Source organism: Clostridium sp. AF29-8BH (assembly GCF_003478145.1).
GTDB lineage: Bacteria > Bacillota > Clostridia > Lachnospirales > Lachnospiraceae > Otoolea > Otoolea fessa.
Map to the genome: position 1 here is coordinate 233,889 of NZ_QUEL01000002.1, position 14,176 is coordinate 248,064.

General features: G+C 49.4%; 11 protein-coding genes, 3 tRNA genes, 1 pseudogene and 1 other annotated feature. Of the genes and pseudogenes, 8 read left to right on the forward strand and 7 right to left on the reverse strand.

Features of this window, described 5'->3' with window-relative positions; genetic code table 11:
• Window positions 1-328: 328 nt before the first annotated feature.
• On the reverse strand, window positions 329-1,270 hold the full coding sequence (locus DWZ16_RS02760) for an AEC family transporter (protein ID WP_118522240.1): 942 nt from the start codon (window positions 1,268-1,270) through the stop codon (window positions 329-331).
• Between the two features lie 424 nt (window positions 1,271-1,694).
• Entirely contained in the window at window positions 1,695-2,567 is an 873-nt protein-coding gene (locus DWZ16_RS02765; protein WP_022358671.1) for a methionyl aminopeptidase, read from the reverse strand.
• Window positions 2,568-2,862: 295 nt separating this feature from the next.
• Here DWZ16_RS02765 and DWZ16_RS02770 point away from each other — a divergent pair, with 295 nt between their 5' ends.
• Window positions 2,863-4,128 carry a DUF4118 domain-containing protein gene (locus DWZ16_RS02770; protein ID WP_118469030.1) on the forward strand — a complete coding sequence of 422 codons (1,266 nt, stop codon included), beginning with the start codon at window positions 2,863-2,865 and terminating at the stop codon, window positions 4,126-4,128.
• 1 nt (window position 4,129) lies between these two features.
• Window positions 4,130-4,840, forward strand: a complete 711-nt coding sequence (locus DWZ16_RS02775) for a response regulator (protein ID WP_118469028.1) — start codon at window positions 4,130-4,132, stop codon at window positions 4,838-4,840.
• 297 nt (window positions 4,841-5,137) lie between these two features.
• On the opposite strand, the gene DWZ16_RS02780 is transcribed toward DWZ16_RS02775, so the two are convergent.
• Together DWZ16_RS02780 and DWZ16_RS02785 are read right to left on the reverse strand one after the other, a co-directional pair.
• Complete coding sequence (locus tag DWZ16_RS02780) at window positions 5,138-5,947, reverse strand: hypothetical protein (RefSeq protein ID WP_107000835.1); 810 nt, start codon at window positions 5,945-5,947, stop codon at window positions 5,138-5,140.
• Window positions 5,948-6,084: 137 nt separating this feature from the next.
• Entirely contained in the window at window positions 6,085-6,975 is an 891-nt protein-coding gene (locus tag DWZ16_RS02785) for a DMT family transporter (RefSeq protein ID WP_118522241.1), read from the reverse strand.
• Window positions 6,976-7,114: 139 nt separating this feature from the next.
• On the opposite strand from DWZ16_RS02785, the gene DWZ16_RS02790 reads away from it, so the two are divergent.
• From DWZ16_RS02790 to DWZ16_RS02800, 3 genes are all read left to right on the forward strand, one after another.
• On the forward strand, window positions 7,115-7,798 hold the full coding sequence (locus tag DWZ16_RS02790) for a YitT family protein (protein WP_243021902.1): 684 nt from the start codon (window positions 7,115-7,117) through the stop codon (window positions 7,796-7,798).
• Window positions 7,799-7,894: 96 nt separating this feature from the next.
• Window positions 7,895-7,967 (forward strand) — tRNA-Gly (locus DWZ16_RS02795).
• Between the two features lie 101 nt (window positions 7,968-8,068).
• The gene (locus DWZ16_RS02800; protein ID WP_107000838.1) at window positions 8,069-9,202 is read left to right on the forward strand and encodes an SLC13 family permease; all 1,134 of its coding nucleotides are present in this window, start codon (window positions 8,069-8,071) and stop codon (window positions 9,200-9,202) included.
• Between the two features lie 183 nt (window positions 9,203-9,385).
• Here the strand turns inward: DWZ16_RS02800 and DWZ16_RS02805 are convergent.
• Window positions 9,386-9,456 (reverse strand) — tRNA-Gly (locus DWZ16_RS02805).
• 22 nt (window positions 9,457-9,478) lie between these two features.
• Window positions 9,479-9,551, reverse strand: a tRNA-Phe gene (locus DWZ16_RS02810).
• A 286-nt stretch (window positions 9,552-9,837) separates the two neighbouring features.
• Window positions 9,838-10,088, forward strand: a binding site (T-box leader).
• Window positions 10,089-10,277: 189 nt separating this feature from the next.
• Between DWZ16_RS02810 and DWZ16_RS02815 the strand changes: the two genes are divergently transcribed.
• The 3 genes and pseudogenes from DWZ16_RS02815 to DWZ16_RS02825 all read left to right on the forward strand — a co-directional run bounded on the left by DWZ16_RS02815 (window position 10,278) and on the right by DWZ16_RS02825 (window position 13,204).
• On the forward strand, window positions 10,278-11,258 hold the full coding sequence (locus DWZ16_RS02815; RefSeq protein WP_243021903.1) for an ABC transporter substrate-binding protein: 981 nt from the start codon (window positions 10,278-10,280) through the stop codon (window positions 11,256-11,258).
• A 232-nt stretch (window positions 11,259-11,490) separates the two neighbouring features.
• Window positions 11,491-12,410 (forward strand): annotated as a pseudogene (locus DWZ16_RS02820) (ABC transporter permease).
• Window positions 12,404-13,204: an ABC transporter ATP-binding protein gene (locus DWZ16_RS02825; RefSeq protein WP_022358462.1), complete on the forward strand. Its 801-nt coding sequence runs from the start codon at window positions 12,404-12,406 to the stop codon at window positions 13,202-13,204. Before DWZ16_RS02820 ends, DWZ16_RS02825 begins: the two are co-directional and overlap by 7 nt.
• 92 nt (window positions 13,205-13,296) lie before the next feature.
• On the opposite strand, the gene rsmA is transcribed toward DWZ16_RS02825, so the two are convergent.
• Window positions 13,297-14,154, reverse strand: coding sequence for a 16S rRNA (adenine(1518)-N(6)/adenine(1519)-N(6))-dimethyltransferase RsmA (gene rsmA, locus DWZ16_RS02830; RefSeq protein ID WP_118522242.1), 858 nt, complete (start codon window positions 14,152-14,154; stop codon window positions 13,297-13,299).
• Window positions 14,155-14,176: the final 22 nt, after the last annotated feature.

Consider the following 14,176-nt stretch of genomic DNA (forward strand, 5'->3'; position numbering starts at 1 on the left):
CCTCCTTTTCCCCTAATTTTTTTCAGCAATAATGCAATATCCTTATTATGTTTCACATCCTCCCATTCCATACAATTCGCTGATTCGAAGCATCAAAAGCACATGGAAAATAAATAAGTTTTCTCGCATTTGTATACTATTATAACTTTTTCAATCAGTTTTGTCTATTAAATGTTTTGATTTTGAAAAGATTATACATACACCTTAATTTATGAAAAAAATTTTCGGTTTTCATGAAAAACAGTGTTTGTTTACACAAAAAAGCTGCCAGACAATTGTTGCTCTTCCACAAACCACTGTCTGGCAGTCCCCTATTATATATTTATTTTTATGCGAGCCATCCGATCGAATTAAGGAAATAGACCCACAAAAAGATCGTCACAACCGAGGCGACCGTGCTCAGCACGACAAACTGTCCCGCCAGCTCGCCGTCGCCGCCCATGTTCTGCGCCATCGCATAGGACGCCGTCGCAACCGGAGTCGCGTACATTTCAAAGTAAACAAAACGTTCCACACCGGAAAAGCCGAGCAGCGTCGCAACCGCCAGAATCACTGCGGGCAGGATCACCATCTTGAAGGTCATCGACGGAACCACATATTTCAGATTGCCGCCGATCGCATTGAAATGCAGCGTTCCGCCCAGTACGAACAGTGCCAGAGGCGTTGTCAGATTGGCAAACTGCTTGATCGGTCCTTCCACGGAAACCGGAAGTTTAATTCCTAATATATGAAAGATAAAGCCCAGGAGCGCGCCGCGGATCATCGGATTTTTCAGGATATTCTTAATCAAAACGGAAACCGGGACCTTGCCGCCCCGGAACAATTCCAGAATCACGACCGCCGTTATGTTGTAGACCGGGATCACGATCGCCACCATCATCGTCGCCAGCAGTGTTCCCTCCTCACCGAACACGCTGGTTGCCAGCGGAATGCCGAACAGGACGAAATTGCTGCGGTAAATCGCCTGGATGATAACGCCGCGCCGCTCATTTTCCTTTACCAGACGCGGAACCACAGCAAGCAGAACCGCCTGCAAAAGCAGCACGCTGATAATGGCGACTGCCACCAGACGCAGATTTAATGTCATTCCCTCCGGAATGGAATACAGGTTGTTAAACATCAGAATCGGAAAGAATGCCTGAAAGATCACTTTATTCAGGCGCTTCATAAAATCCTCATCCGCCAGCCCCGACCTCCTGACTCCATATCCAAATGCGATATAGAGCAGAAACGGAAGGACTGTATTAAGTGCAAATAAAAAATTTTCCATATAATTCCTGCCACTTTCTTCTTAATTGCTTTGTTCTGGACGCGGTTTCTATCCAGTCAGGCCGCACCCCTTTAATCACCAGATTTATTATATACCCCATCCAAGAAATCGACAAGAAAAATTCAAGCGTGCCAGCCTCATAAACAGTTCCGAAAAAGTTTCGAATTATGTAATACTCGTTTAGATTTATTTTAGATATTGGTCAAAATATGGACACAATTATCCAGTATTATAATGGCATAATATCAATGAGGCAGATGACACTACAAGATGCGCGCAATCGTTATCTGGCTCGACTAACAACAATTTCCTTTATATAGATATTTCTTCGCAGTCTTTTATCCCCCTTCGGCTGTGAAGAACACCCACCTTGGGTACAAAAAAGAGACGGTTTGACGCCGTCTCTTTTTATGTACTCTGCAAACTACCAGGAAAGCACCTCATGGCCATCCTCGGTTACCAGCACCTGAATCTCCCACTGGGCGGATGCTTTTCCATCCTTCGTGTATACACTCCAGTCGTCATCGCCGTCCACGAATACTTCCTCGGTTCCCTCGTTGATCATCGGCTCGATCGTGAACATCATGCCCGGTGCAAACATCATGCCGGTGCCTCTCTGACCAATATATCCAACCCACGGGTCCTCATGGAACTCGATACCAACGCCGTGACCGCCGATCTCACGAACCACAGAATAACCATTTTCTTCCGCATGCTTCTGGACCGCTTCCGCCATATCGCCCATGAAGCCCCACGGTTTTACCTGCTCCAGACCTAATTCCACGCACTCTTTGACAACGTCCACCAGTTTTTTATGTTCCGGGCTGACATTTCCGATACAGAACATACGGGAAGAATCCGCATAATAGCCGTGATAAATGGTCGAAACATCCACGTTGATGATATCGCCATCCTTTAATACGACATCCGCTGACGGAATGCCGTGGCAGACCTGATCATTGATGGACGTGCACACGCTCTTCGGGAATCCTTCATAGCCAAGCGGCGCCGGGATTCCGCCCATGCGGGTCGTCTCATTATATACCCACTGATCGATCTCCTCGGTTGTGACGCCGGCCTTGATATGCTCAGCCACATAATCCAGAACTGCCACATTGATCTTGCAGCTCTCGCGAATCCCCTCGATCTGCTCCGGGGTCTTGATCATGTCGTGATCCGGAATCTGGTGTCCGGCATCCGCCGCCTCCATCAGCTTCTCATCAAATGCCTCATGGCAATGTTTGTACTTCTTTCCACTTCCACACCAGCACAGATCATTTCTTCCTAATTTTTTCATCTTATTTTCATTCCTTTCGCCCTGCACTCCGGCAGCCCGTTTGTCACTTTCTAACAGGCGGGTCAGCCTGCTTCCCTCATTCGGGAGACTGTTTGGAGTTTAACACACCGACGCTGAAAATGCAATGAAATCGCCCTTATCCAGCCAGATTCTCAATAATTGTGTTACTGTTTTTATCCCAAATTTTCACGATTTTTTCAACTTTTTAACAGTCTTCCTCTCTATTTTTCAGAAGAAACATTGTATAATAGAAGCATCCATATGAATTTTTTGAAAGGAGACTTTCTTTATTTAAATGAAACATTCAAGTAAACCTTCTGTTTCTGGAACTTCCAATGAAACTTTCCTGAAAACAGAATCAGCCAGCAGCCTTCAAGGTTCAGCCGAACCCAACTCTCCGGATACCAGCACTTCCAATGGCAGCGAAACATATCCACACAAAATTGACGCCTTAAAAAATTGGTTCCGGACCCGCCCGATCGTTGAAAAATTCTGTGCGCTTCCGACATACATACAGAGCTGGGGACTTACCCTGTTTTTCATGGGTACCGCCACGATCATCGCGTTCTGCTTTTTTCATGCGCTCAAAAATCCGACTGCCAACATCGCGCTAACATACATTCTGGCGGTCTTTTTGGTAGCGCGTTTTACGGACGGATACAGCTTCGGTCTGTTCTCCTCCTTTGTCGGCGTTGTCTGCGTCAATTTTCTGTTCACGTATCCGTATTTCGCGCTGGATTTCACGATGGCCGGCTATCCGATTACCTTCGTGGCAATGTTTTCAATTTCCAGCATTACAAGCGCCATCACAAGCAACATGAAAACACAGGCGCGCGTGCTGGCAGAACGTGAAAAGATGCTGATGGAAGCGGAAAAAGAAAAGATGCGGGCGAACCTGCTGCGGGCAATCTCCCATGATCTCCGCACCCCGCTTACCAGCATCATCGGTTCCAGTACCGTATATCTGGAAAATGGAAGCAGCCTCCCGGAGGTTGAGAAAAATGCGCTGGTGCGCCATATTCTTGAGGACTCTAACTGGCTCTTAAACATGGTTGAAAACCTGCTCTCCGTCACGCGTATCAACAATGAGACGGCAAAGGTAACTAAGACCTCAGAACCGGTCGAGGAAGTTCTCTCCGAGGCGATGATCCGCTTAAAAAAGAGACTTCCAGATGCCAATATCCATGTGCGCGTGCCGGAGGAATTCCTGATGGTCCCGATGGACGCCGTCCTCATCGAACAGGTTCTCATCAACCTGCTGGAAAATGCCGTTGTCCATGCTGAAAGCACCGAGCCGATCGAGTGCTATGTGGAATCACTTTCCGACTATGCGATTTTCCACGTGCGCGATTACGGCGTCGGCATCCCGCCGGAGAAGCTGGCAACCATCTTTGACGGCTCTTCTTCGACGACCAGCACTTCGCCGGATGGACGAAAGGGCATGGGAATCGGGCTTTCCATCTGTAAAACGATCATTCTCGCCCACGGCGGCGAAATCAAGGCAATCAACCACACGCGCGGTGCCGAATTTTACTTTACCCTTCCAAAGGAGGACAAATAACATGACACATAAACTTTCTATTTTATTAGTAGAAGATGAAAAAAACATCTGCGACTTCATCTCCACCTCCCTGTCCGCACAGGATTACCGCATTTCCACCGCACACACGGGAAAAGAAGCACTTCCGATCATCACGTCCCAGTGCCCGGATCTGATTCTCCTCGACCTGGGGCTTCCAGACATGGACGGCATAGAGATCATCCGCCAGGTCCGCACCTGGTCCAGCGTCCCGATCATCGTCCTCTCCGCCCGCACGCAGGAACAGGAAAAGGTACGTGCGCTCGACCTTGGCGCGGATGATTATCTGACCAAGCCGATCGGCACCTCCGAGCTTCTCGCGCGCATCCGGACTGCCCTGCGCCACAGCAACCGCTTAAACACAGCTTCTCCGCTTTATAAGCGCCCATTCCATGCAAAGGGACTGACGATCGATTTTGAAAAACATCTGGTATCGGTTGATGGAAGGGATGTCCATCTGACGCAGATCGAGTTTAAGATTATCTCCCTGCTGGCACAGAATTCCGGCAGAGTCATGACGTATGATACGATTATTTCGAATATCTGGGGGCCGTATGCGGACGATGATAACAGTATTCTGCGCGTGAATATGGCACATATTCGAAGGAAACTGGAGCAGAATCCAGCGGAACCGCAGTATGTGTTTACGGAGATCGGGATTGGGTATCGGATGATTGAGGATGAGATGCAGTAATAGATAGATTGATTGATTGTCGTGATGCAAAAAGAGGCGTCTGGGAATCTGCGCCGCCTGCGTCTCCAATTATCATTGTTCGCTTGCTTTCGCTACATCTGTTCGTCTGGATCGGACAAAAATGTCCGCCCCAGCCGGACAGCTGGCGTGGGATGCGTACAATCGATAATTGGAACGCTGGCTCTACAGATTCCCGGACGCCACTTTCCTCTTGTTATGTTATGGATCGCTTTTGCCTGCCAGCCTTTGCTTTGCTCGGCTGGCTTTTGATTGTCTATTTTTGTTTTTGTCTGTTTTTTATTCTACTTCGCTTTCAATGACTCCATCGTATAAACCAATTAAGTCTTCATAGCCATCCGTGGATGGAAGTGTCACTACGACCGGCTCGCCCGGGTTCTGGACTTCGGTCTCCATCAGAGTAATGCAGGTCATCGGCTGGTCGAGGACTTCCATGTTGTATACGATATAGTTTGTCATATAGATAATGTAATCGTTGTCATCCAGCACGTAAGCGCCTTTCATTTCCTGGATGTTCATGTCCAGATTGACATCGGTGCCGAGTGTGTTCATCACGGTTCCGAGGGCTTCTTTGACGTTCTTGTTTAGCTTCTTTGGATTTGCCTCATATGCCAGCACACGTTTTCCATTGACCTCGTTTAAGGAAATGCCCTTCATATAGCTGGATTCCATATTGCTGGTGTTGACTCCGGTCTGGACGGAGGATATGATCTGCTCTAATGGCATCGGGTATTTCAGTTTGACACCGTTGGCATCTACGTAATAGTAGCCGTCCGTATAAAAAACCTGTGAATAGCTGTCCTGTCCCAGAATCGAGGAAGCGACCTGTGCCAGGTACTTGAGATCGGTGGTATCCTGCATATCCATCTCTGCATGCATCGCCATATCAACTTTCATCTGACCGTCCGGAATGACATCCTTTGCAAGTATGACCGAATGGACGCCGCTCTGAATCTCCGCGGACTGAATCGTATTGTTCTTCTCCATCACCCGGTCAAATACCTCCGCCGGATTTTCGGCTGCAAATGCGGTTGTTGACATTGTCATAATGGCTGCTGCACTCACAAGTGCGGTTGCTAATTTTTTCATTCCTATTCCCTCCTGTAAACCATTTTTCGAACCATGTCGGCAATCCACTTTATTCCAGAACTTTATTCTCTGAAACATGGAACTCACACCGGCTTTATCTCCAGTATATATAATTTGACAACGCTTGTAAAGCGTATCTACGGGCACTTTTCCTTCCGATTGTTATACACAAACATGAAAATTGCCATCAGGCAGATAATTCCATATCCTAGGAAACTCCAGCCGTCCGGCACCTGCCCGAAGATGAAGAAACCGAGCATCGTCGAGAAGATCAGCTGCGAATAATCGTAGATGGAAATACGGCTCGCCGGGGCATAGCGGTATGCCGCCGTGATCGCAAACTGTCCGCCCGCCGCCGCGCAGCCCGCCAAAAGCAGGATCCCCATCTGCTGCCAGGTCATCGGATGATAGTCAAAAATCAGCCACGGCAGCACAACCACACAGGAAAATACCGAGAAAAACAGCACGATCACCGGTCCCTTTTCTCCTGCCTCTCCCAGTTTCCGCACCATCGTGTACGCCGCGCCCGCGCAGATGCCGCCGAAAAAGCCCAGCAGCGACGGCACAAGTGCCAGATTGGAGAATGTCGGCTTTACCACGAATATACTGCCGAGAAACGCACCGAAGATCAGCGAAAGCTGAATTGGCATAACTTTTTCCTTTAAGATCAGCCAGCTGAACAGCACTGTAAAAAACGGCGACATTTTATTTAGAATCGATGCGTCCGCCAGCACCAGATGATCCACCGCATAAAAGTTACACAGCACTCCCATCGTGCCGAAAATTGACCGCATCAGAAAATACGGCAGATTTTCCCTGCGGATACGAAACGGCTCTCCCGCCCGCAAAAGCAAAACAACCGCTGCCAGCGCCGCCACAAGATTGCGAAAAAAACTCTTCTGCATCGACGGCAGATCGCCCGCCAAATGTACAAACATACTCATCAGCGCAAAACAGAACGCAGACAGCACCAGGCAGGCAATTCCGCGGTATTCCTGCTTCCGGGTGTCCGGATGATTTTCTACCATGTTTTCATTCCCCTTTCCGTCTTCCTATCTTCCAGTATACGCACATCCCACATTTTTGTCTATTCTTGACACAAATTTGTTTCCATACTAAAATAGAGAAACCATTAACAACACTATCATTTGTAAGGAGCCTGTTATTTTGCTGAAATTATTCCATTCCCTCGATTTAAAACTAAAATCCTGCCTGATTGCACTGTTTGGAAGTGCATTTCTGGCATTTGGCCTGTACCATGTCCATTCCTTTTCCGGTGTCACCGAGGGCGGTGTCTTAGGAATGACGCTTCTGCTCGATCACTGGTTCCATATCTCCCCATCCGTGTCCGGCTTCATCATGAACCTCGCCTGCTACGCGATGGGATGGAAACTTCTGGGGCGGCAGTTCATCGCCTACTCCATTCTTTCCAGCGCCAGCTTCTCCCTGTCTTACCGGATCTGTGAGCAGTTTCCGCCCCTGTGGCCGCAGCTTGCCGATATGCCGCTTGCCGCATCCCTGCTCGGCGCGGTCTTCGTCGGCATCGGTGCCGGGCTCTGCGTGCGGATCGGCGGTGCCCCGGGCGGAGACGATGCGCTTGCGATGAGCCTTTCCCACGTGACGCACATCAAAATCCAGTGGATCTACCTCCTGTCCGATTTTGCTGTACTGGTGCTTTCACTGAGCTACATTCCGTTAAACCGCATGGTATATTCCATCCTCACGGTACTCCTGTCCGGACAGATCATCGGGTTTGTGCAGACCGCGGGAACACATCCAGTGGAAAATATGGAACTTGATCGTTTTCATACGGTTCTCCCGGTTTCAAACGTGCCTACCCGTGAACAGTAATGAATTTTCTATATTTTTTGATTTTTTTAAAAAAACGCTTGCCAAATCAACCGACCTATGATATTATATAACTCGTTGAAGCGATGCTTCAGAAATGCGCGAGTGGCTCAGTTGGTGGAGCGCGACCTTGCCAAGGTCGAGGCCGCGGGTTCGAGTCCCGTCTCGCGCTCTTTTTATTTATAGCGGAAACCTTTTCATTTTCATGAGGGTTTCCGCTATTTTCGTTACTGGTCACAGTTACACTTTTTCTTTTCAAGGGAGTATTTTACCATGATACAAAAAGTAAGTTCTTTTCTCAAAAAGGATACCGTTTTAACCATCGCCCTGGCTCTGGCTGTCCTTTCCATGTTTATCATACCACCGTCCGCCGGATACCTGAAATATCTGGATCTGCACACACTGATCCTGCTCTTTGGCCTGATGACAGCAACCACAGGCCTCCAAAACATCGGTTTCTTTCGACAGCTCGGGGAATTACTGCTGCTTCGAATCCATTCACTCAGGCAGCTGGAACAGCTTCTGATTCTTCTGTGTTTCTTTTCCAGCATGCTGATCACCAACGATGTGGCCTTAATTACCTTCGTTCCATTTGCTCTGGAACTACTGCGGATGGTAAACCGCAAAGACCGGATCGTTCCGGTTGTCGTCTGCCAGACACTGGCAGCCAATCTCGGCAGCATGACAACTCCGGTGGGGAATCCCCAGAACCTGTATCTGTATTCCCACTTTGAGCTTTCACTTGATACATTTATCCGGAGCATCGGTCCATTTTCGCTGCTTTCATTGGTTTTGCTGCTGCTCGTCACAATGTTTACACCAAGGGAGACTATCTCACTAGATACAGCCGGTAGAGATACAACCTCCGATGAGACCTTTCCTAAACGCTGCCTTTTCTGCTGTCTGGGAATGTTTTTCCTGTGCCTTTGCACCGTAGCCGGTCTTCTGCCGCTTCCAATCCTGTTTATCTGCATTCTGGCGATTGGCTGTCTGGCAGACCCGAAGATCTTCTGTCAGGTGGATTACTCTCTCATCCTGACTTTTATCGGATTCTTCATCTTCATCGGGAATCTGAAACACATTCCTGCGGTAAGCTCCCTGCTTTCCAGTATGATCACGGGACACGAAGTGATAGTCTCCGTTCTGGCCAGCCAGGTAATCAGCAACGTTCCGGCCGCCATCCTGTTGTCCGGATTTACCGAAAAAGGAGTTTCCCTTCTGATCGGAACTAACCTCGGCGGTCTCGGCACCCTGATCGCATCCATGGCGAGTCTTATTTCTTACAAATATATCGTCCGCTCCTGCCCAGAGAAAAAAGGAATCTACTTCCGCTGGTTCACGATTGCAAATGCGGGATTTCTAGCAGTCCTGATGGCGGTATATTTTCTGGTTTTTTATAGCATCTGATAAAAAAGAATGTGCCTTGGCACATCCGGGCGTCTCGCGCGGTCGCTTGCGACATGTTCCTGCTTCGCGCGAGTGCACATCCTCGCGGAGCGTTTTTTGTTTCATAGGACGTAATTTCCTATGAAACAAGAAAGCCCCCAGAGCGGCAACTCTGGGGGCTTTCTTAATTTTAAACAACAAAAAAGCGGGTGATGGGAATCGAACCCACGTATCCAGCTTGGAAGGCTGGTGTTCTACCATTGAACTACACCCGCATGATAAATTATGAAATTGTAATGCCCAGAACCGGAATCGAACCAGTGACACGAGGATTTTCAGTCCTCTGCTCTACCAACTGAGCTATCTGGGCATCCTGAGGAATCCTGTGATTCTCATGTTCGCTCTTGTTCAGCGACATGAGTTATTATACTAGAGAGTCTTTTAAATGTCAACTATTTTTTTCTACTTTTCTAAATTTTTTCAAAAACTTTTTCAACTTGCTGTTCCTGCCGCACAGCCAGCGTCCACATCTTCATCTCCAAATTTTCCGTAAACAATGGAAAAACCGACTCTTTTTCATTTTCCTGCATCTTTTTGATTTTGATGGTTGACAAATCCTTTTGGGTGTGTTTATAATGCATGTAACGAAGAACACAGATAAACCGATGAGGAAGAGGAGTATCTGACCTATGTATCGCCACAGAGAGTTCCGGATGGTGGAAACGGAACGCCTTACCGTCAGTGAATGGACTTCCGAGGGCAGCCTTGAACGATTGTTTCAGTAGGGGCTGACGGGACCCCACCCGTTATCCATCGGGGCACGTATGATGGTACGTGTAAGCGAGTGGACATTTTCACAAATGTCAATTTGGGTGGTATCGCAGAAGTTTACGCTTTTGTCCCATGTATGGGGACAGAGGCGTTTTTTAGTTTCTGGAAACATTCTCAGTAAAATCTTTCATCACGGCGCGCGGCGCCAAACCAACGAGAATCTTCTTTCCAGACACATTCTTTACTCTGCTCCGGCAAGGCAGACTGATACATCTGCCATCCAAAACAAATATCAAAATAAGAATAAAGAATGGAGAAAATGACTATGAAAAAGAATCTGAAAAAATTATTTGCACTTGGATGCACCGCAGCCCTGACACTGACAACCGCAGGATGCTCTTCCAGCACATCCAGCAACGCTTCCGAAGCAGACACCACCGCCGAAACCTCTCAGGAAGCTTCCGCGGACAAAGAAATTTATAATGTAGCGATTGTCAAACAGCTCGACCACGCTTCCCTCGATGAGATTGCAAATGCAGTCGAGGCAGAGTTAGATAAAATCGCCGAGGATAACAATGTAACCATTCACTACGAACTGTACTCCGGCCAGAATGACCAGACAACCTTAAAGCAGATTGGTGATCAGGCGGTTGCTGACAGTGTTGACGCCATCATCCCGATTGCAACCCTGGCTGCACAGGTAGCGACCGTATCCGCACAGCAGACCCAGACACCGGTTGTCTACGCCGCTGTTTCCGATCCGGAAGCCGCTGAGCTGACCGGCATCGACTATGTAACCGGTACCAGCGATGCGCTGAACACTGAGAAAATCATGGATATGATTTTTGCCGCAAACCCAGATGTTAAAAATGTGGGGCTTTTATATTCCTTATCCGAGGCAAACTCAACTAAACCGATCGCGGATGCAAAGGCATACTTAGATGAAAAAGGTATCTCCTACACCGAGCAGACTGCAAATACCAACGACGAAGTAATTACCGCTGCCTCCTCCCTGGTTGCTGACAAAGTAGACGCTGTCTTCACTCCTACCGACAATGTCATCATGGCAGCTGAGCTGGCTATCTTCAAGGATCTGGCCGATGCAGGCATCCCGCACTATGCCGGCGCTGATTCCTTCGTCCGCAATGGTGCATTTGCCACCTGCGGCGTCAACTACACGGCTCTTGGTACACAGACCGCTGACCTTGCTTATCAGGCAATCACCGAAGGCATGGACAGCATGGAAGACTACTACACCGCAGAAGGCGGCATCGTAACCGTAAATACCGAGACTGCCAAAGCCTGAATATCGACACAGCTGTATTCAAAGATTTTGGCGATGTTGTAGAGGTTACGACCACCGAGGACTAATACCCCTCATCCGGCGGCACTTTGATTTTCATTTGACTGACTTTCATGTACTCTCAGAACCGTAAGACAGACCAGACGCCAGCCGCATCCCCCGCTTACCACGCGGCTGGCGCATCTGCCTTATGAACGCTCTGGGAGTACAAATCATTCTACGGAGGTAATTTCCCATGCTTCATATTTTACAAACCGCTCTGGAACTGGGATTTCTGTATGCGCTGGTGCCGATGGCGCTGTTCTTGAGTTTCCGCATACTGGACATCGCGGATATGACGACGGACGGCTGTTTCGTCCTCGGCACAGCGGTATCCGTCACAATGGCTGCGGCAGGGCATCCATTCCTCGCGGTTCCGGCTGCCATGCTTGCAGGCATCTGCGCCGGATTTGTCACCGCATTTCAGCAGACCCGTCTCGGCGTGCCGTCCATTCTCGCCGGTATCATCACCAATATGGGACTCTACACCATCAATCTGATGGTAATGGGCTGGAGTGCAACGTGAGTCTTTTAAAGACAGAGACCATCTTTTCCCTGCTTCAGAAAACCGGTATCGGGGGTGACTGGTATGAAGCACTTCTGGCAATCTGCGTAACTGTGCTTGCGGGCGCACTGCTCGTCTATTTTCTCGGTACCCGTCTGGGACTCTCCATCCGGGCAACCGGCAACAACATTGACATGGTGCGCGCCTCCTCGATCAACCCGACATTTACCATTACGGTCGGCTTATGCATCGCCAATGCGCTGACCGCACTCTCCGGCGCAATGGTCGGTCAGTACCAGAATACCGCCGACATCAACGGCGGCACGGGTATCGTCGTGATCGGTCTTGCCTGCCTGATCATCGGTGAAACCGTCCTCGGACGCCGCGGCGTGGCAAGAGGTGTCATCGCCACCGTCATCGGTTCGATTATTTACCGTTTTATCTACGCTATCGTCCTGTATACAAAAATCATGCCTGTACAGGGGCTGAAACTGGTCACCGCTGTGATCGTAGCGCTGGCAATCGCATTTCCGACGATCCGGAAATGGGCGGCATTCCAGACACGTAAAAATGCAGCGGCACGCCGGAAGGGAGGACACGGAGCATGTTAAATATTCAGTCGATATCAAAAACCTTTAATCCGGGAACTGTCAACGCCAAACAGGCGCTCTCCGGGCTGTCCCTGCATCTGGATCACGGCGATTTCGTGACAATCATCGGTTCCAACGGCGCCGGAAAATCGACCCTGTTCAATGCGATTGCCGGCAGCTTCTACGTCGATGACGGCTTTATCGAGCTGGACGGCGAGGACATCACCTATATGCCGGAGCACAAGCGCAGCCTGATGGTCGGCCGCCTCTTCCAGGACCCGTTAAAGGGAACGGCGCCGGGCATGACGATCGAAGAAAATCTTGCCCTCGCCTATCTGCGGACCGCAAAGGGGAAATCGCCATTTTCCCGCATTTCCAAGAAAGATAAGGATGCGTTCCGCGAACGCCTCTCCCTCTTAAATATGGGGCTTGAAGACCGGATGACCCAGCCGGTCGGACTTCTCTCCGGCGGTCAGCGCCAGGCGCTCACCCTGCTCATGGCAACCCTCATCACGCCGAAGCTTCTGCTGCTCGATGAGCACACTGCCGCCCTCGATCCGGGAACAGCTGAAAAAGTACTGGAGCTGACGAAAAATATCGTTGCTGAGGAGAAAATCACCTGCCTGATGATCACCCACAATATGAACCAGGCTCTGGAGCTCGGAAACCGCACGCTCATGATGGCAAACGGAAATATCGTGCTCGACGTCGGCGGCGCAGAGCGCGCTTCCATGACTGTCGAGGATCTGATCGCCCGCTTCAAGACCGGCGCAGGCCACGCGCTGGATAATGACCGGATTTTATTGTCGGAATAATTTTAAAAAAGCAAAAAATTCAAAAAGTCCCATCCTTTCAGATTTGAATCTGCATAAGGATGGGACTTTTTTATATTTCTCTTATCCAATTTCTATTTCCCAAGCACATCCGAAAGCGCTGCAAACTGCGCCAGCGTCAGCGTCTCGCCGCGCACGGACGGGGAAAGTCCCAGCGACTCGATTGCGGCTGCGATCTCTTCCTTGCTAAAGGAGAGATCCTGCGCGTTGGAAAGCCCGTTCTGCAGGGTTTTCCGGCGCTGGTTGAAGGACGCGCGGATGAGGCGGAACATTAAATCTTTATCCTTTACCTCCACCGGCGGCTTCGCATGGCGGGTCAGGCGGATGACCGCTGAGCCGACATTCGGACGCGGAATGAAGCAGTTCGGCGGCACATTTGCCACGATGTACGGCTCGGCATAATACTGAACCGCCAGCGACAGGGCGCCGTAATCCTTCGAGCCCGGACCTACCTGCATCCGGTCTGCGACCTCTTTCTGCACCATAACCGTAATGTTGTCGATCGGCGCGCCGCTCTCAAACAGCCCCATGATGATCGGGGTCGTGATATAGTACGGCAGGTTCGCCACGACCTTAACCGGACGTCCGCCGCCTTTTTCTTCCGCCATTTTTTTTATGTCAATCTTTAAAATATCTTCATTGATAACAGTTACATTTTCGCAGTCCTGAAGCGTATCTTTTAAGATCGGAATCAGATTTGTGTCGATCTCCACGGCGATGACCTGTCCTGCCGCCTGTGAAAGGCGCTGTGTCATCGTACCGATGCCAGGACCGACTTCCAGGACGGTGTCCTCCTTGGTCATGCCCGCCGCTGAGATAATCTTGTCCAGCACGTGCGTATCAATCAGAAAATTCTGACCGAATTTTTTCTGGAAAGCAAAATTGTATTTCTGTATTACTTCGATTGTATTCTTCGGGTTTCCAAGATCCATTCCGAAAATCCTTTCCCGGGTG